Origin of the sequence: Nocardioides sp. 616 (genome assembly GCF_002930065.1) — a bacterium.
In the GTDB taxonomy this organism is placed as follows: domain Bacteria; phylum Actinomycetota; class Actinomycetes; order Propionibacteriales; family Nocardioidaceae; genus Nocardioides; species Nocardioides houyundeii.
The window spans coordinates 215,636-242,208 of the sequence record NZ_POAG01000024.1 but is presented as its reverse complement, the minus strand read 5'-3'; the positions used below and the strand labels follow the sequence as shown (position 1 = coordinate 242,208).

The window sequence follows — 26,573 nt, the reverse complement described above, 5'->3', positions numbered from 1 at the left end:
CGTCGCCGTGTCCCCCCCTTCTCCAGGCCGCCGCGCCGCGCCCAAGAAGAAGTCGCGCCTGTCGGGGATCCGCATCACCCGCGGCACCGCTCCCGCGCCGAGTCGCCGCACCACGGCCGCGCCGTCGAGCCTGACGGAGCCCGCGCCGCCGACACCTCCGGCGCCCCCGTTCGTGCCCCCCGCGCCCCCGTTCGTGCCTCCCGCGCCCCCGGTCGCGCCCGCGCCCCCGGTCCCTCCCGCGCCTCCTGTCGCGCCCGCGAGCGACCTCGCTCCGACCCACCCCGGTCGGCAGGATCGACGGCCCGAGCAGCCGGTCCACGAGCGCCGCGGGCGCAACCGCCTGCGACTGGTCGTGGCCGCCCTCGTGCTGCTCGCCGGGTGCGTGGCGCTCGGCTTCGCCGCCCTGCACGTGGGGCCGCAGTGGCTCGACGGCGCGGGTTCGGTGGCGGTCCTCACGACGTACTCCTGGGCGCTGATGGCACGCACCGGGGGTCGCGAGCTCGTCTTCGCCGCGCTCGCCTTCGCGGTCGGTGTGGCGGCGGTGGTGCAGGACGGTGAGGTGCTGCGCAGCGGCGCCGCGGTGATGACCTGCGTGGTCAGCGGCGTGCTGGCGGTGGTGATCACGGTGTCGGCGCGCACCTTCCTGATCGCGGCACGCGAGGTGGTGCTGGCCACGGCCGTGGCCTCGATCGGTGCCTACGCCACGGTGGGGTTCGAGCCCGCCGCCAGCTCGGTGCGCTTCGAGTACCTCACCCTCGGCCTGGGCTTCCTGGTGGTCTTCACCCTGGTCTGGCGGTTCGGAGCCGGGCTCAACGGCCTCGGCACCCGCGGCCTGGTGACCCTGGTGGTCGGCACCCTGCTGCTCGCCGCGAGCCTGGCGTACGCCGAGCTGTTCCGCCGCTACGGCGCCTCGGGAGTGGTCCAGCCCACGGCAGGGCTGCAGGAGTGGAGCCGCACCACCCTGGGTGCGTTCCCGCCCCCGCTGATGGTCCTGCTCGGCGTCCCGGCCCTGGCCTGGGGTGTGCACATGCGCGCCCGCCGGCGACAGGGCTGGTGGGTCTGCACCTTCGGCGCTGCCGCGATGCTGCCGGTGGCCCAGGGCCTGGTCGACCTGGACACCTCTTTCGTCGAGGGCGGCCTGCAGGTGGCGTACGGCGTCGGGCTGGGGCTGCTGGTCGGCTTCCTGGTGATCCGGCTCGACCTGCTGCTGACGGGCTCGCGGGGACGGCGGGCGCGGGCGGTGGAGGAGCAGCACGCGCTGCGCCCGGAGCCGAGCCGGTTCTCCTCGCTCTGAGCGCGGCTCGTCGGCGGTGCGGCTCTACGTGCCGGTAACCCCTAGCGTCGGGGCATGGCGCGTGAGAAGACGACCGAGATCGTCGCCGAGATGGTGGCCAACGTGATGAGCGTGGCGGTGCAGCCCGGCGACACGGTGGCGGCGGGGGACACCGTGATCCTGCTGGAGTCGATGAAGATGGAGATCCCGGTGATCGCCGAGGGCGCCGGTGCCGTGCGGGCGGTGCGCGTCGGCCCGGGCGACGTGGTGCAGGAGGGCACCGTGATGCTCGTGCTCACCGACGCCTGAGCCGTCCCACCTGAGTACCCATACCGGTGACGCACGCCCGATGTGCGGCGAAGATGTGCGGGTGTCGACTCCCGCGCCGTTCCCCTGCCCCCACTGCGACGCCCCGGTGATCCCGGGGTCGCCCGCGTGTCCCGAGTGCGGTCTGCGGCTCGTCGGGCCCCAGGCGGCGCGGCTCTGGCAGGTCAACCAGCAGCTTGCGGGCCTGCGCTCGGAGGCCGACTTCCTGGTCTCCCAGCTGCTGCCCCCGCCGGCACCCTCGTCCCCTCCGGCGTCCCCTCCGGCGTCCCCTCCGGCGTCCCCTCCGGTGTACCAGCCGCGGGGCCCGTACGCCGATCCGCGCACCGGCCCCCAGCCGCCGTACCCCGCGCCGCGGCCGTACCCCGCGACACCCCACCGGTCCGGCTCGCAGATCGGCTCTCAGGTCGGGGCCCAGCAGATCCTGCTGGGACTGGGCGGCCTGCTGCTGCTCTCGGGGGTCTCGTTCTTCCTGCTGGTGGTCTGGCTCGTGGTGGGCGTGACCGGGCAGGCCACGATCATGGTGGGCCTGACCGGCGCCGCCGCGGTCGCCGCCCGGGTCGCGACCCGGCGTCGGCTCACCTCGGCGGCTCGCACGGCCGCCGGGATCGCCACCGGCCTGGTGGTCCTCGACCTGTGGGCCGCGCACCATCTGGGGCTGGCGGGGCTGGGCGAGGTCGCCGCTGACGTCTACTGGTCGGTGGCGGCGCTGCTCGGCGCGGCGGTCCTGGTGGGCTTCGACCGCCTGGTGCCGCGGGTGGTGGCGGAGCGCCCCGCTCCGCCGGTGCTGGTGTACGGCCCCGCCGCGGCCACGCTGCTCGCGGTCGCCGGCTGGTGCACGGTCAGCGCGCTCGGTGCCGAGCCGGTCGTGCTGGGCGGGCTCGCGGCGCTCCTGGCGGTGCTCAGCGCCGCGGCCGCCGGGGCGGCGTACCGCCTGGACCGGTGGGCGGCGGTGCCGCTGGCCGTCTCGGCGCTCGGCGCCGTCGTGGTGCACCTGGGCGCCGGCATCGGCGTCGGCTACGACCCCGCCACGGCCACCACCCAGCGGTACGTCGCGTGCGCCCTGCTCCTGGTGTTCCCGGTGCTCGCCTTCGTCGCCCCCCGCCTGGCTCGGCCCCTGGCGCCGGAGGCGGTGCGGGAGCACCCGGGGTGGGCCTGGCTGCCCGCGGTCGGCGTGTGGGCCCTGGTGCCGGCCCTCGGCATCCCCGTGGTCGACGTCCCCCGGGCGGCCGTGGTGGTGCTCGCGGTGCTGCTCGCAGCGGGGCTGGTCGCGCTCTGCCTGACCGGGCTCCCGGTGACCCGGCTGCTGTTCACCGGAGCGCCCACGCGGCCGGCGTGGGTCGGCGCCGCCATCCTGCTCGGGTGGGCGGCCCTGCCGGTGCTCTTCCTGCTCGTGCTCGCCGTGGTCGACGCGTGGCACACCGACGGCCTGGAGCTGATCGCGGGCTTCCCCCGACTGGCGCCCGACTCCTGGTGGCTCCCGGTGGTGCCGGGCGCCGCCTGGGCCGTCGCCGCACTCGTCGCGGCGACCAAGGAGCGCTCGGCGCCGTTCGCGGTGCTCGCTCAGCTGGCGGCCGCGGTGACGGCGTTCACCGCCGTCCGCGACGCCGACGAGACGGTCGTGGTGGCGATGGGCCTGGTGGGCTGCGCCGCGAGCTTCGCGCTCGCCGGCTACGCCCGGACGCTGGCCGACGCCCCGGGCAGCCGGGTGCTCGACCACAGCGCCGTCACCTTCGCGCTGCTCTACGGCGGCTGCGGGATCCTCGCCTCGCTCGGGGAGCCGGTGCTGCTGGAGGTCGCCGCCTGGGTGGGGGTCGGAGTGCTCACGCTGGTCTACTCGGGCTCGCGGGGCCGTCTCGGGTTCGCCTACCTCGGCTCGGTACTGGTCACCGCCGGGACCAGCCGGCTGCTGGACGACGAGGGGGTGCGGATGGTCGAGCTCTACACCGCCCCGCTCGTGGTGCTGCTGGGGGTCATCGGCCTCGTCCAGCACCTCCGGGACCGGCAGGCGCGCACCATGCTGACCATGGGACCGGCGCTCAGCGCCGCGCTGCTGCCCACCCTGGCGGTGACGCTCGAGGGCGGCGGTGCGCTGCGCCTGGCCGGTCTCACCGTGGTGTCGATCGTGGTGCTGGTGCTCGGGCTGCTGCGCCGCTGGCAGGCGCCGGTGACCGTCGGGACCCTGGTGCTCGTCGTGGTGGCCATCAACCAGGGCGGTCAGGGACTCGCCTACGTCTCGGGCTGGATCATCCTGATCGGCGGCGGAGCGGTGCTGCTCACCGCGGGCGTGCTGTGGGAGCAGGCGCTGCTCGCCGGTCGCCGTACCCAGGCCTGGTACGCCGGCCTGCGGTGATCAGGCACCGGGCAGGGGCACGCGCCACACGTTGCCCCAGTCGTCGACTCCGTCGAGCACCACCGAGGCTGGTCTCGCCGGCTGGCCCACCTATCATCGGTAGTGGGTCGAGACGGCCCACCGGACGAGGGAGCCGTACCCGGAACGCGACAAGACGGCCGTCTGGAGCTCGTCATGGCATGGATCGTCCTCATCATCTCCGGCGTCTTCGAGGCGGTCTGGGCAGTCGCCCTGGGCAAGTCCGAGGGATTCACCCGCCTGGTCCCGTCGGTGGTCTTCGCCCTGGCGATCGTGGTCAGCATGGGCGGCCTGGCCTATGCCATGCGCACCCTGCCGATCGGCACGGCGTACGCCGTGTGGGTGGGCGTGGGTGCGTTCCTCACCGTGACCTACGCGATGGTGACCGGCTCGGAGGCGGTGAGCGTGGCCAAGGTGCTGCTGCTGCTCGGGCTGGTGGGCTGCGTGGTCGGCCTCAAGCTGGCGCACTGAGGCGTCGGTCTCCGCGAGCAAAACTCGCCAGAACGACGTCAGGCCGGACCCCTGGGGGCCCGGCCTGATCGCGCTGGTCTCGACCGAGACACAGGTTGGCGGTGGCGGTGGGATTTGAACCCACGGTGGGTTTGACCCCACACAACATTTCGAGTGTTGCACCTTCGGCCGCTCGGACACGCCACCGCGGGAGAGGGTACCGGAGTCCTGCGGTGGCAGGAAAATCGCCTGAGCCGGGGCCTAGGCTGCGACCATGTTCCGGCTGCTGCTGCCCCTGGTCCTGGTGTTGTGCCTGCTCGCGCTGGTCTACGTGCGCCTCCAGGCGCAGGCCCGGGAGTCCGCCCGGCGAGCGGCGATCCAGGCGCGGGTCCGCGAGGTGACCGACCTGGCCTACCTGCACGACGAGATCTCGCCCGCCCTCGCCGGCGCGGTGATCGAGCGCACCCGGGGTCTGGGCAGCGAGACGCCGGTCGCGGAGCTGGAGCGGGCGCTGGACGACGTGCTCGGCCTGGCACGCCAGCACCGGACAAGCGAGTCGGACCTGGCCGTGATCGTGATCGACACCGTGCGCCGCAACGAGCTGACCTGACCTGTTTGCGCCGCCGTACGCGGACACGGCCACGAGAGCCGGGCCGGCGGGTGATGATGTGCGCCCGCACCCGAACCGAAGCGAGCAGGCATGGCGAAGCAGAACGACCCGAGCACCCCGTCCGGCAGAGGGGGTCGCGCCTCGCGCGTCCTGGTGCTCCTTGGCCTGGTGGTCGTGGCGCTGCTGATCACGCTGGCCTTCGTCCGCCCCACCAGCGTCTCCACCGCGCCCGACCAGGTCGCGCTGCACTACTCCGACGGTGCCTTCACGCCCAAGCGGTTCAAGGACTGCGTGGAGTCGTCCCGCCGGCAGTGGGACGGGCCCGGCGACCGTCACTACTCCTACCCCTCGTCGCAGACCAACTTCGTCTTCGACGACGGTGACTCCGACGGTGCCCCGATCACCTTCGTCACCAAGGACGGCATCGAGATGACCGTCGAGGGCGTCGCCAACCTGATGCTCAACACCGACTGCGATGCACTGCGCGGCTTCCACGACCTCATCGGCAACCGGTACGTCGCCTACATGGACGGTGACGAGCGCTCGCCGGGCTGGAACCGGATGCTCAGCGTCTACATCGCCCGCCCCCTGGACACCGCGATCGACCGGGCCGGGCAGAAGTACACCTACACCGACCTCTACACCGACCCCAACGTGAAGGCCCAGTGGGAGGCGGACGTGGTCGCCGCGCTGCCCGACCTGGTCAACCGGCAGACCGACGGCGAGGTCGACTTCTTCGAGAACTTCGCCATCACCCTGCAGAAGCCCGAGCCGCCGCAGGCGATCAAGGACGCGCTGATCGCCCAGCAGGAAGCCGTCGCCCGCGCCCGCGCCTCCGAGGCGGAGGCAGCGGCCAAGCAGAAGGCCGCCGAGGCCCAGGTCGCGGTCGAGAAGGCCGAGGCCGCCAAGATCCAGGAGCGGATCAACGTGCTCGGCCGGGACGGCTACCTGCGCCAGTACGCGATCGACAAGGGGCTCAACCCCTACCAGCCGACCACCAGCGGGATCATCCCGAACCGCTGAGACCGGCGCCGGACTCGCGCTGGCCGCGGAAGAACTCATCCAGCAACAGGGTGGACTCCGCGGCCAGCACCCCGGGCACCACCTCGGGGCGGTGGTTGAGCCTGCGGTCCCGTACCACGTCCCACAGGCTGCCGACGGCGCCCGCCTTGTCGTCGTACGCGCCGAAGACGATGCGCTGCACCCGGGAGAGCACGGCCGCTCCGGCGCACATCGTGCACGGCTCCAGGGTGACCACCAGAGAGCAGCCCTCCAGGCGCCACTCGCCTCGGGAACGAGCGGCTGCCCGGAGGGCCACAACCTCGGCGTGTCCGGTCGGGTCGGACTCAGCCTCACGAATGTTGCGTCCGGTGCCGATCACGACACCATCGGGGGAAAGTACGACGGCGCCGACGGGCACGTCACCCCCAATTTTGGCGATCTCGGCCTGGGCCAGCGCGCAGCGCATCGCCTCGTCCCACCGGTGTGTCAGCACCGCGGCGACCTCAGACCGACCTGAGTCCGACGACGTCGTCGAACTCAGCGCCGAAGCCGAGACGGCCGGCGATGTCCGAGAGCATCTCGTCGGGGTAGAGGTCGACGTCGTCGAGCAGGACCCCCATGTCCCTCGCCGCCAGCCCCAGGTCCCCGATCAGGCCGAGGTCGCCGGCAGGCACCTGGTCGTCGTCGTCCTCGGGCGGCGGCAGGCCCAGGAAGTCCACGGCCGACTGGGCGAGCTCCCACTCCGTGGCCGCGGTGACGTCGGAGAGCAGCACCCCCACCCGGGACCCCATGACCCGCACCAGCACGAAGAAGTCCTCGTCGATCGCGACCATGCCCAGCACGCCGTTGTCGGCGGGCAGACGGCGCAGCCCGTGGGCCAGGGTCTCCACCGAGGAGAGGGCGGTGGCGGCGATCTCCTGCAGCTGCCAGACCCCGTCCTCGCGATAGGCGGCCAGCGCGAAGTCGATGCCCTCGCCCAGTGCTTCGCCCGCCATGGTCGGCCCTTCGACGTCGGTGCCAAGAATGTCCAACAGTCCCACGGATGTGGGCGCCGGCCAAGCGCCCGGCGCCAGCACGGGAAGGAAGGCCCAGGTCGACTAGGATCCCGGCTATGCGCACCCAGGTCGTCGACCACCCGCTGGTGGCCCACAAGCTCACCACCCTCCGCGACTCCTCGACCGACTCCCCGACCTTCCGACGCCTGACAGACGAGCTGGTCACCCTGCTGGCCTACGAGGCCACCCGGGACGTCCGGGTCAACCCCGTGGAGATCAACACGCCGGTCTCCGCCACCACCGGGGTCAAGCTCACCACCCCCAAGCCGCTGGTGGTGCCGATCCTGCGCGCCGGCCTCGGCATGCTCGACGGGATGATGCGGCTGCTGCCCACGGCCGAGGTGGGCTTCCTCGGGATGGTGCGCAACGAGGAGACGCTGGAGGCCGCGACGTACGCCGAGCGGCTGCCCGACGACCTGTCGGGTCGCCAGTGCTACGTGCTGGACCCGATGCTCGCCACCGGTGGCACGCTCGCCGCGGCGATCCGGTTCCTCACCGATCGGGGGGCCGACCACATCACCGCGATCTGCCTGCTGGTCGCGCCCGAGGGGTGCACCCGGCTGGAGGAGGCGCTGGCCGACCTGACCGTGCCGATCACCGTGGTGACCGCGGCGGTGGACGAGCGGCTGGACGAGCACGGCTACATCGTGCCCGGCCTCGGCGACGCCGGCGACCGGCTCTACGGCATCGCGGGCTGACGCTCCAGCAGGCTCGCTCGCTCAGTCCTCCGTGACGGTGTCAGGGCCGCTGTCGGGGACCCCGTCGGCGCCGTCCTCCGGCTGCGTGCCGGGATGGGGCTGCAGGATCGACAGCAGCAGGTAGGTCCGCCGCGACGGGTCCCGGCCGCGGGTGCGGCGGGCCCAGTCCTGGACCACGGCGTTGAGGTCGTGTGAAAGGTCGCGGGCCTCGTCGTCGGTGAGGCGCAACGTGTGCTCGGCGATCGCTCGGTGGACGCCGGGCGCCCGGGTGCCGAAGTGCGCGGCGTCCACCAGGGCGTGCGCCCATGCCGCAGCCTGCGACCTGAACACCGCGGCGGCCGCCGCTCCTCCGGGCTGCTGCTCCACCGCGGCGATGTCGAGGTTGAGTCCTTCCTCCTCCACCAGGCGCCACACCCGGTCGCGCCGGTCGCGACCCTCCCCGACGGCCTCGGTGACCAGGCCGTACTTGGCCAGCTGCCGCAGGTGGAACGAGGCCTGGTTGGCGGGGATGTCGAGCTCGGCGGACAGGTCGGCCGCGCGCAGGGGGCCCTGGGCCGAGAGCTCGCCCAGGATCCGGTTGCGCAGGGGGTGGGCGATCGCCCGCAGCATCTTCGGGTCGTGCACGTTGACCATGGCGCCAGCCTACCTGCACCACAACTTGCGCAACATTGCTTGCGCAATACATGGTGCGCTTCTAGGGTGAGTGACGTGTCCAGCTTCCGCAGCCTCGCCCGCAACCGCGACTTCACCCTGCTCTGGGTGGGGGAGGCAGTCAGCCAGCTCGGCACGGGTGCCACCCTCTTCGTCCTCCCGCTGATCGGGCACGCGCTGACCGGGTCGGCCCTGCTGGCCGCCCTCCCGGTGGCCGCGTACACGCTGGGCATCGCGCTCGCCCTGCTCCCGGCGGGGGTGATCGCCGACCAGGTGGACCGTCGCCTGGTGCTGATGGCCTCGAGCGCCGTCGGCCTCGTCCTGATGGCGTCAATCGCGATCGCGGGCCTGCTGGGGGCGATGACCGTGACTCACCTGATCCTGGTCGCCCTGGGGGCGGGCGCCGTGGCCGGCTTCTACCTGCCCACCGAGATGTCGGCGGTGCGCAGCGTGGTCAGCCGGGAGGAGCTGCCGACGGCGATCAGTCAGAGCCAGGCACGTCACCACCTCGCCTCGCTGCTGGGCGGACCGCTCGGGGGTCTGCTGTACGCCGTCGCCCGGCCGCTGCCGTTCCTGGTGGACGCGGCGACGTTCGCGTTCTCCCTGGTCACCCTCTCCCGGATCCGGGCCGACCTCTCCCCGGTCCAGCGGCAGCGCGGCACGCCGTTGCGGGAGCTCGCCGAGGGCTTGGGCCACCTGCTGTCCCGGCCGTACTTCCGGGCGACCGCCGCCTTCTCGGCCCTGTTCAACCTGGTGGTCAACGCGGTCATCTTCGTGGCGGTGATCCGGATGGTGGAGGCGGGCGTGCCCTCGACCACGATCGGGCTGGTCGAGGCGCTCTCCGGCGTCGGCGGCGTCCTGGGCGCGATCCTCGCCCCGTTCGTCATCGACCGGGTCCGCACCGGTCACCTCACGATGGCGAGCGCTTGGATCTGGGTCCCGCTCCTGCTGCCGCTGGTGTTCTGGTCCTCGCCCTGGCTGATCGGCGCGATGCTCTGCCTCGGTCTGCTGCTCAACCCGGCGGGCAATGCCGCGAGCCAGTCGTACCGGGTGGCGATCACCCCCGAGGCCCTCCAGGGACGGATCGCGTCGTCGTCGCAGTTCCTCTCCTTCACCACCATCCCGTTGGCGCCGCTGCTGGGCGGCTGGCTGATCGAGACGTACGGCGGGGGCACCGCGACCCTGGTCCTGGTGGTCAGCGCCGCGCTGACGGCGCTGATCCCGACCCTGAGCCGCTCGGTCCGGTCGGTCCCACGGCCCAGGGACTGGCCGGTGCTGGGGGCGGAGTGTGAGGGAGCAGGCACCCCGAAGGTTCTGCACTCTGCTCAATAGAGTGCAAGAATGCACTTCGTGTCCCAGAGTGCAACCACCACCCGTGCGGCGAAACGAGTCGCCACCAGCCGCCGCATCATGCGCGCGGCCAACCAGCTGACCCTGTCGGCCGGCTACGACGGGTGGACCATGGACGAGCTCGCCGAGGCCGTCGACGTCTCTCGGCGCACTCTGTTCAACTACTACCCCGCCAAGATCGACGCCGTGCTCGGGCCCATCCCGGACCTGCCCCAGCCTGCGCTGGACGTCTTCCGGGCGCAGGGGCCGACCGGCGTACTGATCGAGGACTGCCGGGTGCTGGCCCGGGCCATACTCGACGACGAGCGGTACGATCCCCAGGATCTGCACCTGCACCGTGAGGTGATCTCGCGCAGCCCTCGGCTCCTGGTCGAGGTGCTCAGCCGCTTCGAGCAGGTCACCGCGGCCCTGGTGGAGCACATCCTCGAGCGCGAGGGGCCCGAGTTCGGCGTACACCGGGCCCGGCTGCTGGTCCGCCTGATGGTGGCCATGTTCGACACCTGCCTGCACTCGTTCGCCGACGGGGCGCCGGCGACCGCACCGAGCGACTCCGAGGAGTCCTTCGCCGACCTCTTCGACGCCGCCATCGACTCGGCGCGCGAACTGCTCGCCTGACCGCACTCCCGCACAAACCCAGGGCTACCGCCCAGACCCCACCACCCGCACAGGAGAAATCGCATGGCCACCCTGCTCTACCGACTCGGCAAGACGGCGTACCGCCGCTGGCCGTTCTTCCTTGCGGCCTGGCTGGTGGCGTTCGTCGCCGTCGCCGGTTTCGCCGCCACCTCGTCCAAGCCGATGAGCGATGCCCTCACCATCCCGGGCATCCCCTCGGAGAAGGCCGCGGACATGCAGGAGGAGCTGTTCCCCAACAGCGTCGACGCGTTCTCCGAGGCCACCGTCAACATCGTGGTCGTGGCGCCCGAGGGTGAGCGGCTGGAGGAGAAGAAGTACGCCGCCGCCATCGACGAGCTGGTGGCCGGCATCCCCGAGCTGCCGCAGGTCTCGGGCGACCTGAAGGTCGTCGGCCCGGTCGAGGCAGCCGCCGGTCAGGAGAAGATGTTCCTCGACGCCGCGAAGGAGAGCGGTCAGCCGGTCGAGCAGGCCCGCGAGAACGCCGCGGTGCTCTCCCCGCTGTCCGAGGACGGCCGGGTCGGGGTCGTCTCCTTCGACTGGGACGTCGAGGCGCCCACCGAGGTCGAGGCCGGCTCCATCGAAGCCCTCGAGGACCTGATGGCGGACGTCGAGGACTCCAGCGGGCTGCGCATGGAGGCCAACGGCTCCGGGATGAGCGCCATCACCGAGCTGGGCCTGACCTCGGAGGCCATCGGCATCGCGGTGGCCCTGGTCGTCCTCCTGGTGACCTTCGGCTCCCTGGTCGCCGCCGGCATGCCGATCCTGATCGCGCTGGTCGCGGTGCTCCTGACCAACGTGGGGGTCATCGCGATGACCGCCTTCACCGACATCGGCAGCACCACGCCGATGCTGGCCACGATGATCGGCCTCGCGGTCGGCATCGACTACACCTTGTTCATCCTGGCCCGCTTCCGCAGCGAGATGCACCACACCGACGACCGTGAGGAGGCGATGGGCGTCTCGGTCGGCACCGCCGGCTCCGCCGTGGTCTTCGCCGGACTCACCGTGATCATCGCGCTGGCGGCCCTGATCGTGGTCAAGATCCCGTTCCTCACCTCGATGGGCTTCGCGGCCGCCTCCGGCGTCGCGATCGCGGTCCTCGCCGCGCTGACCCTGCTCCCCGCCGTCCTCGGCGTGCTCAAGTCCAAGGCCTTCGGCGGTCAGGTGATCAAGCACAACCCCAAGCGGGACGCCGCCGGCCAGCTGGCGAACAACGGAGTGCGCTGGGCCCGGCTGGTCGGCAAGGCGCCGGCTGCGTTCGCGCTGCTCGTGGTCGTGGTGCTGGGTGCGCTCGCGTTCCCGATCAAGGACATGCACCTGGCCTTCCCGACCGACGGCACCAAGCCCTCCTCCACCACCCAGCGCCAGGCCACCGACCTGGTGGCCGAGAACTTCGGTCCCGGACGCGACGGTCCGCTGCTGGTCGTCGTCGACGCCCGCGACCTCCCCGAGGACGAGCGGGGCCAGGCGTTCGGCGCCGTGGCCCAGTGGGCCTCGGAGATGGACGGCGTCAGCAACGCCCAGGTGGTGGTCACCAACGAGGACGGCACCGGCGCCCAGGTGATGGTCACCCCGACCACCGGTCCCGACGACGAGGCCACCGAGGACCTGCTCGCGGACCTGCGTGACGGCCAGGACGAGATCGACGAGCAGACCGGGGCCACCACCGGCGTCACGGGTCTGACCGCCATCACCTCCGACGTCTCCGACCGGCTCAGCGACGCCCTGCCGGTCTACCTCGCGGTGGTCATCGGGCTGGCCTTCGTGCTGCTGGTCCTGGTCTTCCGCTCGATCCTGGTGCCGCTGACCGCCACCCTGGGCTTCCTGCTCTCGGTGCTGGCCACCCTCGGCGCCACGGTCCTGGTGTTCCAGAAGGGGCTCTTCGGCATCATCGAGGGGCAGCCCATCGTCTCCTTCATGCCGATCATCCTGATCGGCATGGTCTTCGGGCTGGCGATGGACTACCAGGTGTTCCTGGTGACCCGGATGCGTGAGGCACACGTGCACGGGATGTCGACCCGCGATGCGGTGGTGGACGGCTTCCGCAACAGCGCCCGGGTGGTCACCGCCGCCGCGGCCATCATGATCGCCGTCTTCGCGGCCTTCATCCTGCAGACCGAGCCGATCATCAAGTCGATGGGCTTCGCGCTCGCCGCGGCGATCATCTTCGACGCCTTCATCGTCCGGCTGGTGCTGATCCCGGCGCTGCTCTACCTGATGGGCGAGAAGGCCTGGTGGATCCCGAAGTGGCTCGACCGGGTGCTGCCCAACGTCGACGTCGAGGGCGAGCAGCTGGACCGGCCGCACATGCGCAACGACGCCGACCAGCAGGTCCTCGTGGACGACACTGTCTGAGGCAGCCGCACTCCGCACCAAGCACTCCGCCCGAACAACGAGGCCCCGGTCCCCGGCACCACAGGTGCCGGACGGCTGGGGCCTCGTCGTGCCTGAGGACCCGGCGCGCCCGCCCCGGCGCATGAGACCACGTCGGCGTCGGGAGTTGGGCCGATGTACGGTCACGGCACACACCTTGGAGGAGGTAGTCGTGCGTATCGGGATCCCCCGCGAGGCCCGGCCCGGCGAGACTCTCGTCGCGGCCACAGCGAAGACGGCCGAGCAGCTGACCAAGCTCGGGTACGACGTGGTCGTGGAGTCGGGCGCCGGTCAGGCCGCCGACCTGCGCGACGAGTCCTACGCCGAGGCCGGGATCCGCGTCGGCGACGCCGACGAGGTCTGGTCCAGTGACGTCGTGGTCAAGGTCAACGCCCCCACGGACCCCGAGATCGCCCGGCTGCGCCGCGGCGCCACCGTGGTCTCGCTGATGGCACCGGCCCGCAGCCCCGAGCTGGTGGAGAAGCTCGCCGCGGCCGGGGTGACCGCCCTGGCGATGGACGCCGTGCCCCGCATCTCACGCGCCCAGTCGATGGACGTGCTCTCCTCGATGGCCAACGTCGCCGGCTACCGCGCGGTGATCGAGGCCGCTCACGTCTTCGGCCGCCAGTTCACCGGCCAGGTGACCGCCGCCGGCAAGGTACCGCCGGCCCGGGTCTTCGTGGTGGGTGCCGGCGTCGCCGGGCTCGCCGCGATCGGTGCCGCCGGCTCGATGGGCGCGATCGTGCGTGCCTTCGACGTGCGCCCCGAGGTCGCCGAGCAGGTCGAGTCGATGGGTGGACAGTTCGTCACGGTCGACATGGAGTCCGAGGTGTCCTCCGACGGCTACGCGAAGGAGATGACGGCCGAGCAGGAGGCCGCCACCGCCCTGATGTACGACGAGGAGGCGCGCAACGCCGACATCGTCATCACCACCGCGCTGATCCCCGGCCGCCCCGCGCCCACGCTGATCACCGCCGAGACCGTGGCCGCCATGCAGCCCGGCTCGGTCATCGTCGACATGGCCGCGGCCAACGGCGGCAACTGCGCGCTCACCCAGACCGGGGACAAGGTGGTGACCGACAACCTGGTCACCATCCTGGGCTACACCGACCTCGCGGGGCGCCTGGCGGCGCAGACCAGCCAGCTGTTCGGCACCAACGTGGTCAACCTGTTCAAGCTGCTGACGCCCGAGAAGGATGGTCAGATGGTGCTGGACATGGACGACGTGGTCCAGCGCGGCATCACCGTCGTGTTCGACGGCGAGACGATGTGGCCACCGCCGCCGGTCCAGGTCTCGGCCGCCCCGGCCGCCCCGGTCGCCGCCCAGCCCGCCCCGGCCGAGCCCAAGAAGCCCGCCGACCCGCGCCGCAAGGTCTTCGCCGCCGCGCTGGCCGCGGTGCTGTTCGCCGCGCTCGCCACCGTGTCCCCGCCGGAGTTCCTGAGCCACTTCACGGTGCTCGCGCTGGCCGTGGTGGTGGGTTACTACGTCATCTCCAACGTCGCGCACGCCCTGCACACCCCGCTGATGAGCGAGACCAACGCGATCTCCGGGATCATCCTGGTCGGCGGCATCCTGCAGGTCGGCTCCACCAACGTCCTGGTCTCGGTGCTGGCCGTGATCGCGGTGCTGGTAGCCAGCATCAACATCTTCGGTGGCTTCCTGGTGACGCTCCGCATGCTCGAGATGTTCCGGAAGGACTGAGGACATGACTGACTTCCTGCGCTCGAGCGAGCTCGTGGGCCTGGTCCAGGGCCTCTACATCATCGCCGGGGTGCTCTTCATCGCGGCGCTCGCCGGGCTGAGCAAGCACGAGACCGCCAAGCGCGGCAACCTCGCCGGCATGGTCGGCATGGGCATCGCCCTGGTCGCCACCGTGCTGCTGGCGATGCGGCAGACCGAGCTCCCCGACTTCCGGTCGCTGCCGGTGACCCTGGTGCTGATCGCGGTGCCGATGGTGGTCGGTGGGGCCATCGGCGCCTGGCGGGCACGCACGGTCGAGATGACCGGCATGCCCGAGCTGATCGCGCTGCTGCACAGCTTCGTCGGCCTCGCCGCGGTGCTGGTGGGCTTCAACTCCTTCTTCACCGAGGGCTCGCACGACCGGGTGCACGCCATCGAGGTCTTCGTGGGGGTCTTCATCGGTGCGGTCACGCTGACCGGGTCGATCGTGGCCAACCTCAAACTCAGCGCGAAGATGAAGTCCTCGCCGCTGACGCTGCCCGGTCGGCACCTGCTCAACCTCGCGATCCTGGTCCTCTCGGCCGCCCTGCTGGTCTGGTTCGTGTCGGACTCCTCGATGCTCACCGACGACATCGAGGTCGGCGTCATCCCGCTGGTCCTGATGACCGTGCTGGCGCTGCTGCTGGGCTTCCACCTGGTGGCGGCGATCGGCGGCGGGGACATGCCGGTGGTCGTCTCGATGCTCAACTCCTACTCCGGCTGGGCCGCCGCTGCCGCGGGGTTCATGCTCTCGAACGACCTGTTGATCATCACCGGGTCCCTGGTGGGTTCCTCCGGTGCGATCCTGAGCTACATCATGTGCAAGGCGATGAACCGCTCGTTCATCTCCGTGATCGCCGGCGGCTTCGGCTCCGACGGCGGATCGGTCGGCGAGGACCGGGACTACGGCGAGCACCGCGAGATCAAGCCCGACGAGACCGCCGACCTGCTCGCCAACGCCAAGTCGGTGGTGATCACCCCCGGCTACGGCATGGCCGTGGCGCAGGCGCAGTACCCGGTCGCCGAGCTCACCGCGGCGCTGCGGGACAAGGGCGTCGACGTGCGCTTCGGCATCCACCCGGTCGCCGGTCGGCTGCCCGGCCACATGAACGTGCTGCTCGCCGAGGCCCGGGTGCCCTACGACATCGTGCTGGAGATGGACGAGGTCAACGACGACTTCGCCGAGACCGACGTGGTCCTGGTGATCGGGGCCAACGACACCGTGAACCCGGCCGCCATCGAGGAGCCGGGGTCGCCCATCGCGGGGATGCCCGTGCTCGAGGTCTGGCACGCCCGCGACGTCATCGTCTTCAAGCGCTCCATGGCCACCGGCTACGCCGGGGTGCAGAACCCGCTGTTCTTCAAGGAGAACACCCGGATGCTCTTCGGCGACGCCAAGGAGCGCGTCGAGGACATCCTGCGGTCCCTGCCCCGCTGATCGCTCCCGAGCCGCTCACCCGGATCCGTCCGGGTGGGCGGCTCCTGCGTCGGACGGCCCCAGGGGCAGCTCGGCGAGCACCTGGTAGCGAGGCCGATTGCGCGGCCCCTCCCCGAGGTGGGACTGCACCAGGGAGATCGAGTCGGCCGTCCAGGGCGGGCCGGCGTACGCGTCCAGGAGCCGCACCCAGGGGGTCATCTCGGTGGGACGACGTACCCGGGCCACGGTCAGGTGTGGCCGGAACCGCTGACCCGCCACGGCGATGCCGGTGCGGCTCGCCGCGGCCCGGCAGCCGTCGGCGAGCCGCCCCACCTCGGTCCGGGCGTCCTCGTCGAGCTCCAATCCGGCCCACAGCACCCGGGCGTCGCTGACGTTCGGAAAGGCGCCGCCGCCGGCGATCCGGGTGGCGAAGCGGGTGCGCCGCGCGGCCGCGCGCTCCAGGCGCTCCAGCAGCTCGTCGAGGTGTCGATCGGCCACCTCCTCGCAGAAGGCCAGCGTGAGGTGGATCTGGTCCTCGGGGGTCCACCGGAAGTCACCTGAGGCACGTCGTACGTCCAGGAAGGCGTCGAGGTCCTCCAGGGCGTCGGCCGGGGGTACGACGGCCACGAAGCAGCGCATGGCCCCAGTGTGCCGCCTCGATCAGACCTGGGGGCCGACCACGTTGCCGACCAGGTGGGTGACCACCATCGCCAGCAGACCCCCGGTCACGGTGCGCAGCACCGCACGGCCGACCGGGCTGCCGCCCAGCCGGGCGCTGATGAACCCGGTGACGGCCAGGGCTGTGGCGACCGCCAGCCCGGTGATCCAGACCCGGGTCCCGGTCGGCGAGAAGGCGATGACCAGCAGCGGCAGCAGGGCGCCCAGGACGAAGGAGATCATCGAGGCCCAGGCCGCGTGCCAGGGGTTGGTGAGCGCATCGGGGTCGAGCCCCAGCTCCACGTCGGCGTGCGCAGCCAGGGCGTCGTGCTGGGTCAGCTCCTCGGCCACCTGTCGGGCCAGCGGCTCACTGATCCCCTTCTCCCGCAGCAGCCCGGCCAGCTCGGCCAGCTCCGAGACCGGGTCGTCGATCAGCTCCTGCTCCTCCCGGAGCAGCGAGGACCGCTCGGAGTCGCGCTGGGTGCTGACCGAGACGTACTCACCGGCCGCCATGCTGAGCGCGCCCGCGATGACTCCGGCGATCCCGGCGACCACGATGGCCGAGGTGTCCTCGGTCGCGCCGGCCACGCCGACCACCAGGCCGGCGGTGGAGACGATGCCGTCGTTGGCGCCCAGCACGCCGGCCCGCAGCCAGTTGAGCCGGGCGGCCGAGCTCCGTTCGTGGGGCTCGTGGTCGTGCCGGCCGATCGCGCCGCCCTTGGGGTTGGTCCTCACCCGTCCATCCTCCGGAGGCGGTGGAGTTCTGGCAATGGTCCGGCGACCCGGGCCTTCCCGCGCGATGTTGCGCGAAAGTCCAGCGCGGCCTGCCACCAGGTGTTTCCATGAGCGCCGGCCAAGACGTCGGCCGGTGGGGGACGAGGCCGTGCGCCGTGGCCGGAAAGCGTGTGTGTGATGAGGCTTGGGGGACTCTCAGCGCTGTCGCGACCTCTTGTCCTGCGGTTGAACCTGCTCGTCCTCGTCGCGGTCCTCGCCGGTGCGGGCACCGTGAGTGGCTGGCAGCCCCTCAGCCCGGGCGGGGGCGGGTCCCTCGGCGCCCTGACGGCCGGCCTGGCCGCGGTGTTCAGCCTCGACGCAGCCCGGCGCACCCAGGGACGGATGCGAGCGGCGTGGACCCTCATCGCCGTCTACCTGATGATGTACGGCCTGGCCGACGGCCTGACCAGTGCTGCCGGAGCCGCCGAGGGGGCGACCGCGCTCCAGCTGGCGGACACGATCTCTCTCCTCGCCTTCGTCCCGGGGACGATCGGGCTGCTGGTCTATCCCGTGCTGCACACCGAGCGCGGGATGTGGCGCTCCATGGTGCTGGATGCGATCGTGCTCGGACTGGCGGTCGTCTACATCACCCACGCTCTGGTGCTGCGCCCGGTCTTCGCCTCGGGGAGCAGCCTCAACGAGGCGATCATGCTCGCTGCCTACCCGCTGGGCTCCGGGCTGGCCGCGTCCATTGCCCTGCTGCTGCTGCTGCGCAGCGCCGGACCGAGCCGACCAGACATCGTGCTGATCGGCATGGCGTTCGCGCTCTTCGCCGCCGCCGACAACGGCTACGCCCTGATGACGGTGAGCGGGGGCGCGAAGGACTGGACCCTCGTCGATCTCGCCTACACCCTCGCGCCGCTGGCGCTCGCCGTCGCCGCAGCGTTCGCCGCGACCTCGCCCACCCCCCGGCGTCAGCTGCGCCGGCACCTGTCCGGCGTCATCTCCCCGCTGCTGCCAGACCTGGCCGCGCTCGGGGCGCTGGTCGCCGGCACCGTGCTGGCCCCCCGCGACACCGCGTCCACGGTCTTCGGAGTGGTCACGATCGTCGCGATCGGCATCCGGCAGGTCGCCCAGACGCGGGACGGCTGGCGGCTGCGCGGGCAGCTGGAGGACCGGGTCGCGGAGCGCACCTGGGAGCTGGCGGAGCTGACCCTGGCCTACCGGAGGCTCGACGCGATGAAGCACGAGTTCGTGACGGCCGTCAGTCACGAGCTGCGCACCCCGCTGGCCGCCATCCGCGGCTCCCTGGAGATGCTGCACGACGGCGACGCCGGCGACCTGCCCCCGAGCGCCCGACCGATGCTCGCCGTGGCCAGTCGCGGCAGCGAGCGGCTATCCCGCCTGGTCGACGACATCATCGACCTCGAGCGCCTGGAGAGCGGCACCTTCAGCTTCGCGCCCGCCTCCCACCGGCTGGCGGACCTCGTGGCGGACGCGGCCGCGTCGCTGGGCTCGCTGGCCGTGCGTCAGCAGGTCGAGCTGCGCTGCCGGGCCACGGAGGAGCGGGCCTGGTGCGACGCCGACCGGGTGGTGCAGGTGCTGGTCAACCTGCTCGGCAACGCCCTGAAGTTCTCCCCGCCCGGCACGGCCGTCGAGGTCACCGTGGTCCGGGAGGATGACACGGTGCTGGTCGCGGTGCAGGACCGGGGCCGCGGCATCCCGGCCACCGAGCTGGAGGCGATCTTCGATCGGTTCCACCAGGTCGACATGGACGACAGCCGGCAGCTGGGCGGCACCGGCCTGGGCCTCCCCATCAGCCGCCGCATCGTGGAGCGGCACGGCGGACGCATCTGGGCCGAGAGCGACGGCTCGGGTGCGACCTTCCGGTTCTCCCTGCCCGCGTCCTCCGAGCCCTCGCCGGAAGGGACCGACCACCCGACGGGGCGCAGCAGCTCGCTGTCGTCCACCGCCGGGTAGCCGGGTGACCCGTCGCGCGACGGGTCGAAGTGACCCCCGAGTGGGAGTCAGAGACCCAGGTCGCGCCCGATCAGCATCTTCATGATCTCGTTGGAGCCGGCCCAGATCTTGGAGACCCGGGCGTCGCGCCAGGCACGGGCCACGCGGTACTCGTTCATGTACCCGTAGCCGCCGTGCAGCTGCACGCAGTGGTCGAGCACCTCGTTCTGCACCTGCGAGGTCCACCACTTCGCCTTGGCCGCGTCGACCGGGGTGAGCTTGCCCTTGGTGTGCTTGATGACGCACTGGTCCACGAACGCCTGGGTGACCTCGATCTTGGTGACCAGCTCGGCCAGCAGGAACTGGTTGTGCTGGAAGCTGCCGATCGGCTGGCCGAAGGCCTTGCGGTCCTTGGCGTACTGGACCGTCTCCTCCAGGATCTGCGCGGCGTGGGCCAGGTTGGTCACCGCCGAGCCGAGGCGTTCCTGGGGGAGGAACTGCATCATCGAGATGAAGCCGGTGTCCAGGGGGCCGATCAGGTCGGCGTTGCTGACCCGGACGTCCTCGAAGGAGAGCTCGGCGGTGTCGGACTCGTCCTGGCCCACCTTGTCCAGCACCCGGCCGACGGAGAAGCCGGGCAGCGAGGTGTCGACGCCGAAGAGCGAGATGCCCTTGGCCTTCTTCTCCGGGCTGGTGCGCGCCGCGACCACTACGAGGTCGGCGCTGCCGCCGTTGGTGATGAAGGTCTTGGAGCCGTTGATGATCCAGTCGTCGCCGTCGCGGACGGCCGTGGTCTTGAGGTTGGCCAGGTCCGAGCCGCCACCGGGCTCGGTCATGCCGATGGCAGTGAGCAGCTCGCCGCTGCAGAAGCGCGGCAGCCACCGCTGCTTCTGCTCCTCGTTGGTCAGGTGCACCAGGTACGGCGCCACGATGTCGGCGTGGATCCCGACGCAGGAGGGCAGGGTCATGTTGACCTTGGCCAGCTCCTCGGTGAGCACCGCGTTGAACCGGTAGTCGCCGGCCTCGGAGCCGCCGTACTGCTCGGGGACCTCCAGGCCGAGGAAGCCCTGCTTGCCCGCCTCCAGCCAGAACTCACGGTCCAGCCCGTGGTTGCCGGCGTACTCCTCCATGCGGGGCACGACCTGGCGGTCGAGGAACTCCTTCACGGATGCCCGGAATGCTTCGTGGTCCTCGTCATAGATCTCGCGCGTCATGTACTGAAGGGTAATACCCGGTCCAGAGCGCTTGGCAAAGATCTCGGCCACGGCTTCCCAGGGCGCGCGGGGCCGTGGTGTCATCGCTTGACGCACGGGGAAGAGAGCAGGGGTCATGGGGATGGTCGAGCCGCAGGACGGTGCGTTCCTGCGTCCGCGCGCCACCTCGTGGGGAGACCCCTCGGACCGCGAGGCCCTGCAGCAGATCGCCGAGGACGTCGCCACTCGCGCGGGCTTCGCGGTCTGTGCCATCGAGGTGCTCCGCAGCGACGCGATGCTGGAGTTCGTGGCCATCCACGGCACCAGCTCCGGCCGCGAGCGTCTGCTCGGGCGCGGGTCGCCGGTGGGCGCGATGGCCCCGGTCTTCAACTGCGGGGCGGACTTCGGGGCCTTCACCTTCGTGGCCGCGGAGTGGTTGACGCAGGAGGCGCTCGCCCAGATCCGCAGGCACGGGCACGTGCCCCGGCTCCAGGCCGCTGCCGGCGACCGGGACGCCTGGCGTGCCGAGGACGTCCTCGCGGCCCGGCTGCGAGACGGTGACGGAGAGCTGCGGGCGGTGCTCTACCTCGATGAGCCGTTCTCGGGGATGCGGCTGCGTCCTGAAGGCCTGCTGGCGCTCTCGGACGAGCTCCAGCTCGCATTCCGCGCCGTGGTCACCACCGTGGAGCGCGAGTCGTTCTCCCAGCGGTTCAGGCTCGGCGGGGCCGCGCGCAAGGTCATCCGCTCGGCCAGCAACCACGACGGGCTCGAGCAGCTGCTCGACGTGGCCCAGGGCGAGCTGAAGAGCGCGTTCCGGGCCGTGGACCTGCACATCCACGTCTTCGGTCCCGCCGAGCGGGAGGACCGCGGCCACGCCGCGGGCCACGGCAGCGAGGACCTGGACGCGGCGATCGCGGCCGCCGCCCGCCTGGCCTGGACCGAGGGCCATGTGGTCATCGCCGAGCGCGAGGAGGTGTGGGGCGGCGTGCGGCTGGAGGTGCGCCACGCGGCGGTGCTCGCCGGAGCCGCCCAGGAGCACGGGGTGCGCAGCATCATCGTCGTGCCGGTCACCGGCTCGAGCCGGCTGCTGGGTGCGCTGGTGATCGTCCGGGGCGCCGACGAGGTGCGCTGGACCGACAGCGAGAGCGCGGCCGCCCTCGAGGTGGGCCATGACCTGGGCCAGGCGGTGCTCGACGCGCGCGCTTTCGAGAAGGAGCAGCAGCTCAACGTCGAGCTGCGCCGTCTCGACAGCTACCGGACCGAGCTGATCGAGACCGTGCTGCACGAGCTGAAGAACCCCATCGGGGTGATCGTGGGCCACCTGGAGATGCTGGAGGCCTGGCCCTCGGCACCGCCGGAGGTCCGGGCCTCACTGGCGGCGATGGGCAAGGGTGCCGCCCGCCTGGAGACCCTGGCCGACCACCTGCTCACGCTCAGTCGCCTGGGCGGGCCGGACCAGGGCCCGGACCGGGTTCCCGTCGACCTGGCCGCCCTGGTCAGGGAGAGCGCCGAGCTCACCTCGGTGGTCAGCGCGCAGGCGGACGTGGCGCTGGAGCTCGCCGGCGTCGCCGACAAGGTCACCGTGCTCGGGGACCCCGACGACCTTGGGCGCGTGGTCGACAACCTGGTGGGCAACGCGGTGAAGTACTCCGACGCCAGGTCCACGGTCCGGGTGGGAGTGGAGCGCCTCGACGAGGAGGTGCTGCTCTGGGTCTCCGACGAGGGCCTGGGGATCTCCGCGGAGGACCAGGAGCGGCTGTTCACCGAGTTCTTCCGCTCCACCAACACCCGCGCCCTGACCCGACCCGGGACCGGGCTCGGGCTGGCGATCGTGCGGCGCATCGTGGTCGGCCACGGCGGTCGCATCGAGGTGGAGTCCGCCCTCGGGGAGGGCACCACGTTCCGGGTCTGGCTGCCGTCCGGCTGATCGCCGGCGTCGGTGCCTGCGTCGGTGCCTGCGTCGGTGCCGGTCAGGCGACGGCGATCAGCTCCGAGACCCACTGCGGCACCAGGTCGCCGGCCCGGCCCAGCCGGGACTCCTCGAAGTCCTCGGTGCCCGGGGTGGGCTCCAGGTTCAGCTCGATGGTGTGAGCGCCGTTGGCGCGGGCGAAGTGCACGAAGCTCGCTGCCGGCTGCACCATCCCAGAGGTGCCGATGGCGGCGAAGACGTCGGCCTGCTCCAGCGCCTCCAGGGTCTCGTCCATGTGCAGCGGCACCTCGCCGAACCAGACCACGTCGGGTCGCAGCAGGTGGGCTCCGCACCGCGGGCAGGGCGGCTCGGGCGCGAGGTCGTCGTACCACGGGAAGCGGGCCAGGCAGGCCTGGCACAGCGCGGAGTTGAGCTCGCCGTGCATGTGCAGCACGTGCTTCACGCCGCCGCGCTCGTGGAGGTCGTCGACGTTCTGGGTGACCACGACCAGGTCGTCGCCCAGGTGCTCGGCCAACCGGCCCAGGGCGAGGTGCGCCGCGTTCGGCTCCACCCGGGACAGGTGGGCGCGCCGCAGGTCGTAGAAGCGCTGCACGAGCGCCGGATCGGCCTCGAAGCCCTCGGGGGTGGCCACCTGCATCACGTCGTGGCCCTCCCAGAGGCCGTCGGCGTCGCGGAAGGTGGGCACCCCGCTCTCCGCGGAGATGCCGGCACCGGTCAGGATCACGACCTTCATGCCGTCAGTATCTCCGACGTCATCACGGCGCCGGCGGGCGTGATAGATCTTCACCAGTGACCGGGCCGGTCCCGCCGAGGTGCCGGGCCGGCCGCTGCCGGAGTTTCAGCAGGGCTGGCGGGGGATAGGAGACGTGGAACTGCCACGTCGGACGGAGAAGCGATGACACTCGAGGTCGTGCCCGAGGAGCTGCGCGGCGCCGCGAAGAAGCTGCGCGCCGCGGCGGAGCCACTGGCCTGCCGGCACGTGCCGGGCGACGGGGTGAACGGCACGGCGTTCGGCCACGTCGAGCTCGCTCAGTGGACCGGCGCGATCCTGGACTACTGCCGCGACGCCAACACCCAGCTCAGCAGCGCGGCCACCACGATGGCCGGTGACCTGGGCGAGACCGCGGACGACCTGGAGGCCGGCGACCAGAGCGCCGTCACCCGGTTCGACCCGATGAAGAACCTGTTCGACCGACCCGGCCTGGAACTGCCCGGTCCCTCCGGCTCCTCCGCCGCCGGCCCGCGAGTGGTCGCCCCGTGACAGCCCCGGCGTCCAAGGAGCTGGGCGAGACCTCCGACCACCGCGAGCTGGTGCCCGGTGACGTCAGCGCCGTGCGCGCCGTCGTCACCACCCTCACCGGGCTGCACACCACGACCGACGGGGCCTTCGACAGCTTCAGTGCGGCACGGGTGCCTGGCTGGACCGGCGTCGCAGCCTCCGCCTACGAGTCCTCCCACGAGGAGGAGCGGGAGCGCTGGAAGCTCTACCTCAAGCTCCTGGACACCTCTGCCAAGGCGCTGGAGACCTACGCCGGCCAGCTCGAGACCGCCCAGGGCAAGGCCGCCGAGGCGCTCGCCAAGTGGGAGCAGGGCGAGAGCAAGCGCATCGAGGCCTACGACGCGTGGGAGAAGACCCGGCAGACCTGGAACGCCGCCGTGGCGGAGGACCGCCCGCTGGACGAGATGCCACCGCACCCCGGCGCCGGCCCGGGAGACCCCGGCGCGGCGCTGCGCGAGGAGGCCGAGGAGCTGCTCGACACCGCACGCAGCGAGCTGGACCAGGCGGGTCAGAGCGCCACCACCAAGCTGGGCAAGGAGGACGGGGCCCGCACCGAGTCCGAGAGCGGCTGGTTCGGCGCCGAGGGCGACGCGCAGGGACCCTCCTTCAACTGGGGCCCGTTGTCCGAGGCGTTCGGCAGCGACCCGCGCGAGGGCGCTCCGGGACGCAACTGGGACGACTTCTCGCTCAACTTCGGCGAGGCCAGCGGCGCCGCCTGGTTCTTCCGGTCCACGGGCAGCTGGGAGGACTACTGGGGCGACGCCAAGATGAACGCCGACGGCACGTTCAAGTTCCTCGCGGCCGAGGGCAACGCGGGGGCCGGCGTCGACTCCGACGGCGTGCGCGTCGACCTGAGCGGCAAGGCGACCGTGGTCGGCGTGGACGGCGAGTTCGGCGGCGAGTACGGCGCCGCGGAGGCCAAGGTGTCCGGCAACGCCGAGGTGGCTGCCTCCGCCGAGGGCAAGGCGCTGTTCGGCCGCAACGGCGCGCACGCCAGCGGGGAGCTGTTCGCCGGCGCCCGCGCCGGGGTGGACGGCGAGCTCGACGTGGGCGGCGTCGGAGGCAAGGTCGGGGTCGAGGGCTGGGCCGGCGCCGGGATCGGGGGCGACGTCAACGTCGGCTACGACTCCGGCCGGTTCACCGTCGGCGGCAGCGGCGGCGTCGCCTGGGGAGTGGGCGGCAAGGTCAGCGGCGAGGTGACGCTCGACTTCCCCAAGATCTATGAGACCGGCAAGGACGTCGTCGAGCACATCGGCGGCTGGTTCCCGTGATGACCGTCCACCCCGCACCAGAGAGGTCCACCCTGTGAGCAAGCTGCCCGTCCCCGTCGAGTTCCGCCTCCCCGAGGGCTGGGAGCCGGTGCGCCCCGAGGAGTGGGGCGTGGAGAACGCCGCCTTCATGGCGGTGCGTCGCAACGCCCCGGGGGACTACGTGCCGATCCTGAGCATCAGCGGGGACTGGCGCCTGGACTACATCGCCCTGGAGACGATCGCCGACGAGTCAGTCGAGCTGGCCCGCGCGCAGGCGGACGCCGTGGAGCTCCTGGACCGCAAGGAGATCGGCTCCGAGGAGGCGCCGGCGATCCTGCAGCTGCTGGGCGTCAACGCCACCATCGACGGCCGCGGCTGGGAGCTGCGCCAGGGACAGGTGCTCTCCGGGCTGGTCGACGTCAAGGACCCGAGCCGGCGGGTGGTGGTGATCTACACCGTCACCTGTGCCGCGGAGCAGTTCGACGTGGTGGGACGTGAGTTCCAGGCGTTCATGAGCACGGTGAAGCCGATCGCGCCCGACGGCTCGCACTCCTCGCCCGAGTCGAGCTGACCCGGTCGACGGGTCAGATCTGACCAGTGAGCCAGAGCACCAGCACCAGCAGCAGCCCCAGCACGAACAGCACCGGGACGCTGAGGGCGGCGTAGAGACCGATCTTCTCCGCGCCGCCCGCCTTGGACGTCAGCCCCAGGTCCTTGCCGATGAGGGTGATCAGGTCCCGCCCCTCCTCGGAGTCGAACTTGTAGTCCACGACCCGACCCACGGTGCCGTCGTCGCGAATCGCCCAGATCTTCTCGTGGCCGAACTCGATGCTGCGGCCCATGGTGCGCGAGGCCGACCCCGCGATCTTGGGGTGACCGGCCTCCCAGCGGATCTCGGTGGAGTCGTCGGTGATGCTGAAGGTGTCCGGGGTGACCTTGACGTGGTGCACGAACACCTTGCGCAGGCCGGCTCGGTTGAACAGGCCGAACCACTGCGCGTCGGCCACGTCCAGGGACAGGTCGAAGCCACTGCTGGTGCGGGTCACGACGTACGGCGTGCCCTCGGTGGCGTCCCGGACCCGGCGTACGAACTCCTCGGTGACGGGGGTGCTCATCTCAGCTCAGCGCCTTCCAGGAGAAGCCGATGCGCAGGCCGTCGATCTCGGTGACGGTCACCCCGATCGCGCCCTCCTGGCCCTGGGAGGTGGCGGTGCACTCGGTGGTCTCGTCCTCGACCCCGTCGAGCTCGCCGGGGCAGGCCAGCTCGGTGACCTCGAAGCCCTGCTCCGCCAGCTGGGCGCCCAGTGCGGTCTCCAGGGTCTCGGCTGCGAGGAAGGGCACGGTCTCGTAGGAGACCTCGTCGCCGTCCACCTCGGTGGTGGTGAACCGGACCCCGGTCTGTCCCTCGCCGTCGTCGACGGTGCAGCTGGCCGTGGCGTCGACCTCGGCCTCGAGGTCCTCGGGGCAGTCGACGCTGAGCTCGACGCCGGCGTCCGCGGTGACGTTGTCCTGCACGTGCTTCTCCAACGTGCCGGCGTCGACCGCCGACGCGCTGCTGCTGCAGGCGGTAAGGAGGCCGAGGAGCAGGGCGGTCCCGAGGGAGGAGCCGAGGCGGAGACCGGAGCCGTGGGTTCGCATGGGGAGCAGTCAATCAGACCCCG

Annotated in this window: 26 protein-coding genes, 1 tRNA gene and 1 riboswitch; of the genes, 17 read left to right on the top strand and 10 right to left on the bottom strand. The window is 71.8% G+C overall.

Translation table 11 applies throughout. From position 1 onward, the window contains the following. Positions 1–7: 7 nt before the first annotated feature. The 4 genes from C5H89_RS17980 (at position 8) to C5H89_RS17965 (ending at position 4,439) form a co-directional block, all read left to right on the top strand. Complete coding sequence (locus tag C5H89_RS17980) at positions 8–1,294, top strand: hypothetical protein (RefSeq protein ID WP_114149435.1); 1,287 nt, start codon at positions 8–10, stop codon at positions 1,292–1,294. Positions 1,295–1,348: 54 nt separating this feature from the next. Beyond that, positions 1,349–1,582, top strand: coding sequence for a biotin/lipoyl-binding carrier protein (locus C5H89_RS17975; RefSeq protein WP_104108320.1), 234 nt, complete (start codon positions 1,349–1,351; stop codon positions 1,580–1,582). Between the two features lie 61 nt (positions 1,583–1,643). Next, positions 1,644–3,950, top strand: a complete 2,307-nt coding sequence (locus C5H89_RS17970; protein ID WP_162799460.1) for a zinc ribbon domain-containing protein — start codon at positions 1,644–1,646, stop codon at positions 3,948–3,950. Positions 3,951–4,049: 99 nt separating this feature from the next. Then, positions 4,050–4,113: riboswitch (guanidine-III (ykkC-III) riboswitch) on the top strand. 11 nt (positions 4,114–4,124) lie between these two features. Next, on the top strand, positions 4,125–4,439 hold the full coding sequence (locus tag C5H89_RS17965) for an SMR family transporter (protein ID WP_104108318.1): 315 nt from the start codon (positions 4,125–4,127) through the stop codon (positions 4,437–4,439). Positions 4,440–4,535: 96 nt separating this feature from the next. On the opposite strand, the gene C5H89_RS17960 is transcribed toward C5H89_RS17965, so the two are convergent. Beyond that, a tRNA-Ser gene (locus tag C5H89_RS17960) sits at positions 4,536–4,625 on the bottom strand. Positions 4,626–4,692: 67 nt separating this feature from the next. On the opposite strand from C5H89_RS17960, the gene C5H89_RS17955 reads away from it, so the two are divergent. Both C5H89_RS17955 and C5H89_RS17950 read left to right on the top strand, forming a co-directional pair. After that, on the top strand, positions 4,693–5,028 hold the full coding sequence (locus C5H89_RS17955) for a hypothetical protein (RefSeq protein ID WP_104108317.1): 336 nt from the start codon (positions 4,693–4,695) through the stop codon (positions 5,026–5,028). Between the two features lie 90 nt (positions 5,029–5,118). After that, a complete protein-coding gene (locus C5H89_RS17950; protein WP_104108316.1) occupies positions 5,119–6,051 on the top strand; it encodes an SPFH domain-containing protein in 933 nt (310 codons plus the stop codon). Here C5H89_RS17950 and C5H89_RS17945 read toward each other — a convergent pair. Continuing rightward, positions 6,035–6,496, bottom strand: a complete 462-nt coding sequence (locus C5H89_RS17945; protein WP_104108386.1) for a nucleoside deaminase — start codon at positions 6,494–6,496, stop codon at positions 6,035–6,037. The two genes, C5H89_RS17950 and C5H89_RS17945, sit on opposite strands and share 17 nt — an antisense overlap. A 37-nt stretch (positions 6,497–6,533) precedes the next feature. Next, a complete protein-coding gene (locus C5H89_RS17940) occupies positions 6,534–7,025 on the bottom strand; it encodes a tRNA adenosine deaminase-associated protein (RefSeq protein ID WP_104108315.1) in 492 nt (163 codons plus the stop codon). Between the two features lie 116 nt (positions 7,026–7,141). On the opposite strand from C5H89_RS17940, the gene upp reads away from it, so the two are divergent. Beyond that, positions 7,142–7,783, top strand: a complete 642-nt coding sequence (gene upp / locus C5H89_RS17935; RefSeq protein WP_104108314.1) for a uracil phosphoribosyltransferase — start codon at positions 7,142–7,144, stop codon at positions 7,781–7,783. 21 nt (positions 7,784–7,804) lie between these two features. On the opposite strand, the gene C5H89_RS17930 is transcribed toward upp, so the two are convergent. Beyond that, positions 7,805–8,416, bottom strand: coding sequence for a helix-turn-helix domain-containing protein (locus tag C5H89_RS17930; protein ID WP_104108313.1), 612 nt, complete (start codon positions 8,414–8,416; stop codon positions 7,805–7,807). Positions 8,417–8,491: 75 nt separating this feature from the next. Here C5H89_RS17930 and C5H89_RS17925 point away from each other — a divergent pair, with 75 nt between their 5' ends. The 5 genes from C5H89_RS17925 to pntB all read left to right on the top strand — a co-directional run bounded on the left by C5H89_RS17925 (position 8,492) and on the right by pntB (position 15,951). Then, a complete protein-coding gene (locus C5H89_RS17925) occupies positions 8,492–9,766 on the top strand; it encodes an MFS transporter (RefSeq protein WP_104108312.1) in 1,275 nt (424 codons plus the stop codon). Positions 9,767–9,775: 9 nt separating this feature from the next. After that, positions 9,776–10,399, top strand: coding sequence for a TetR/AcrR family transcriptional regulator (locus C5H89_RS17920; protein WP_104108311.1), 624 nt, complete (start codon positions 9,776–9,778; stop codon positions 10,397–10,399). Between the two features lie 63 nt (positions 10,400–10,462). Then, positions 10,463–12,775 carry an MMPL family transporter gene (locus C5H89_RS17915; protein WP_104108310.1) on the top strand — a complete coding sequence of 771 codons (2,313 nt, stop codon included), beginning with the start codon at positions 10,463–10,465 and terminating at the stop codon, positions 12,773–12,775. A 190-nt stretch (positions 12,776–12,965) separates the two neighbouring features. Beyond that, positions 12,966–14,495, top strand: a complete 1,530-nt coding sequence (locus C5H89_RS17910) for a Re/Si-specific NAD(P)(+) transhydrogenase subunit alpha (RefSeq protein ID WP_104108309.1) — start codon at positions 12,966–12,968, stop codon at positions 14,493–14,495. A gap of 4 nt (positions 14,496–14,499) precedes the next feature. After that, positions 14,500–15,951: a Re/Si-specific NAD(P)(+) transhydrogenase subunit beta gene (pntB, locus tag C5H89_RS17905; RefSeq protein ID WP_104108308.1), complete on the top strand. Its 1,452-nt coding sequence runs from the start codon at positions 14,500–14,502 to the stop codon at positions 15,949–15,951. Positions 15,952–15,966: 15 nt separating this feature from the next. Here the strand turns inward: pntB and thpR are convergent, their stop codons facing one another. Next, positions 15,967–16,569 (bottom strand): RNA 2',3'-cyclic phosphodiesterase, encoded by a 603-nt coding sequence (gene thpR, locus C5H89_RS17900; protein WP_104108307.1) that lies wholly within the window; start codon positions 16,567–16,569, stop codon positions 15,967–15,969. A gap of 21 nt (positions 16,570–16,590) precedes the next feature. Next, positions 16,591–17,322 (bottom strand): VIT family protein, encoded by a 732-nt coding sequence (locus C5H89_RS17895; RefSeq protein WP_205305114.1) that lies wholly within the window; start codon positions 17,320–17,322, stop codon positions 16,591–16,593. Positions 17,323–17,547: 225 nt separating this feature from the next. Here C5H89_RS17895 and C5H89_RS17890 point away from each other — a divergent pair, with 225 nt between their 5' ends. Then, a complete protein-coding gene (locus C5H89_RS17890; RefSeq protein WP_162799459.1) occupies positions 17,548–19,281 on the top strand; it encodes an ATP-binding protein in 1,734 nt (577 codons plus the stop codon). A 47-nt stretch (positions 19,282–19,328) separates the two neighbouring features. On the opposite strand, the gene C5H89_RS17885 is transcribed toward C5H89_RS17890, so the two are convergent. Then, positions 19,329–20,474, bottom strand: coding sequence for an acyl-CoA dehydrogenase family protein (locus C5H89_RS17885; protein ID WP_104108305.1), 1,146 nt, complete (start codon positions 20,472–20,474; stop codon positions 19,329–19,331). Positions 20,475–20,595: 121 nt separating this feature from the next. Between C5H89_RS17885 and C5H89_RS17880 the strand changes: the two genes are divergently transcribed. Beyond that, entirely contained in the window at positions 20,596–22,380 is a 1,785-nt protein-coding gene (locus tag C5H89_RS17880) for a HAMP domain-containing sensor histidine kinase (RefSeq protein WP_162799458.1), read from the top strand. Between the two features lie 43 nt (positions 22,381–22,423). Here the strand turns inward: C5H89_RS17880 and C5H89_RS17875 are convergent, their stop codons facing one another. Beyond that, entirely contained in the window at positions 22,424–23,116 is a 693-nt protein-coding gene (locus tag C5H89_RS17875) for an NAD-dependent deacylase (protein WP_104108303.1), read from the bottom strand. A 162-nt stretch (positions 23,117–23,278) separates the two neighbouring features. On the opposite strand from C5H89_RS17875, the gene C5H89_RS17870 reads away from it, so the two are divergent. Genes C5H89_RS17870 through C5H89_RS17860 form a run of 3 tightly spaced genes read left to right on the top strand, consistent with a single transcriptional unit; the run spans position 23,279 to position 25,483 of the window. Next, entirely contained in the window at positions 23,279–23,644 is a 366-nt protein-coding gene (locus tag C5H89_RS17870; protein ID WP_104108302.1) for a hypothetical protein, read from the top strand. Next, positions 23,641–24,933, top strand: coding sequence for a putative T7SS-secreted protein (locus C5H89_RS17865; RefSeq protein WP_104108301.1), 1,293 nt, complete (start codon positions 23,641–23,643; stop codon positions 24,931–24,933). The genes C5H89_RS17870 and C5H89_RS17865 overlap by 4 nt, the downstream gene beginning before the upstream one ends. A gap of 34 nt (positions 24,934–24,967) precedes the next feature. Next, entirely contained in the window at positions 24,968–25,483 is a 516-nt protein-coding gene (locus tag C5H89_RS17860; protein WP_104108300.1) for a hypothetical protein, read from the top strand. Positions 25,484–25,496: 13 nt separating this feature from the next. On the opposite strand, the gene C5H89_RS17855 is transcribed toward C5H89_RS17860, so the two are convergent. Together C5H89_RS17855 and C5H89_RS17850 are read right to left on the bottom strand one after the other, a co-directional pair. Beyond that, entirely contained in the window at positions 25,497–26,027 is a 531-nt protein-coding gene (locus C5H89_RS17855) for a hypothetical protein (RefSeq protein ID WP_104108299.1), read from the bottom strand. Position 26,028: 1 nt separating this feature from the next. Continuing rightward, entirely contained in the window at positions 26,029–26,550 is a 522-nt protein-coding gene (locus C5H89_RS17850; RefSeq protein WP_104108298.1) for a DUF4333 domain-containing protein, read from the bottom strand. Positions 26,551–26,573 lie beyond the last annotated feature (23 nt).

Bases quoted from the DNA above. Each gene is read 5' to 3' on its own strand.
- C5H89_RS17955 (WP_104108317.1), top strand. From the start codon at position 4,693: ATGTTCCGGCTGCTGCTGCCCCTGGTCCTGGTGTTGTGCCTGCTCGCG.
- C5H89_RS17930 (WP_104108313.1), bottom strand. From the start codon at position 8,416: ATGGTCAACGTGCACGACCCGAAGATGCTGCGGGCGATCGCCCACCCC.
- C5H89_RS17870 (WP_104108302.1), top strand. From the start codon at position 23,279: ATGACACTCGAGGTCGTGCCCGAGGAGCTGCGCGGCGCCGCGAAGAAG.
- C5H89_RS17880 (WP_162799458.1), top strand. From the start codon at position 20,596: ATGGTCGAGCCGCAGGACGGTGCGTTCCTGCGTCCGCGCGCCACCTCG.
- C5H89_RS17875 (WP_104108303.1), bottom strand. From the start codon at position 23,116: ATGAAGGTCGTGATCCTGACCGGTGCCGGCATCTCCGCGGAGAGCGGG.
- C5H89_RS17850 (WP_104108298.1), bottom strand. From the start codon at position 26,550: ATGCGAACCCACGGCTCCGGTCTCCGCCTCGGCTCCTCCCTCGGGACC.
- thpR (WP_104108307.1), bottom strand. From the start codon at position 16,569: ATGCGCTGCTTCGTGGCCGTCGTACCCCCGGCCGACGCCCTGGAGGAC.
- upp (WP_104108314.1), top strand. From the start codon at position 7,142: ATGCGCACCCAGGTCGTCGACCACCCGCTGGTGGCCCACAAGCTCACC.
- pntB (WP_104108308.1), top strand. From the start codon at position 14,500: ATGACTGACTTCCTGCGCTCGAGCGAGCTCGTGGGCCTGGTCCAGGGC.
- C5H89_RS17975 (WP_104108320.1), top strand. From the start codon at position 1,349: ATGGCGCGTGAGAAGACGACCGAGATCGTCGCCGAGATGGTGGCCAAC.
- C5H89_RS17920 (WP_104108311.1), top strand. From the start codon at position 9,776: ATGCACTTCGTGTCCCAGAGTGCAACCACCACCCGTGCGGCGAAACGA.
- C5H89_RS17950 (WP_104108316.1), top strand. From the start codon at position 5,119: ATGGCGAAGCAGAACGACCCGAGCACCCCGTCCGGCAGAGGGGGTCGC.
- C5H89_RS17940 (WP_104108315.1), bottom strand. From the start codon at position 7,025: ATGGCGGGCGAAGCACTGGGCGAGGGCATCGACTTCGCGCTGGCCGCC.
- C5H89_RS17965 (WP_104108318.1), top strand. From the start codon at position 4,125: ATGGCATGGATCGTCCTCATCATCTCCGGCGTCTTCGAGGCGGTCTGG.
- C5H89_RS17855 (WP_104108299.1), bottom strand. From the start codon at position 26,027: ATGAGCACCCCCGTCACCGAGGAGTTCGTACGCCGGGTCCGGGACGCC.
- C5H89_RS17945 (WP_104108386.1), bottom strand. From the start codon at position 6,496: ATGCGCTGCGCGCTGGCCCAGGCCGAGATCGCCAAAATTGGGGGTGAC.
- C5H89_RS17885 (WP_104108305.1), bottom strand. From the start codon at position 20,474: ATGACGCGCGAGATCTATGACGAGGACCACGAAGCATTCCGGGCATCC.
- C5H89_RS17915 (WP_104108310.1), top strand. From the start codon at position 10,463: ATGGCCACCCTGCTCTACCGACTCGGCAAGACGGCGTACCGCCGCTGG.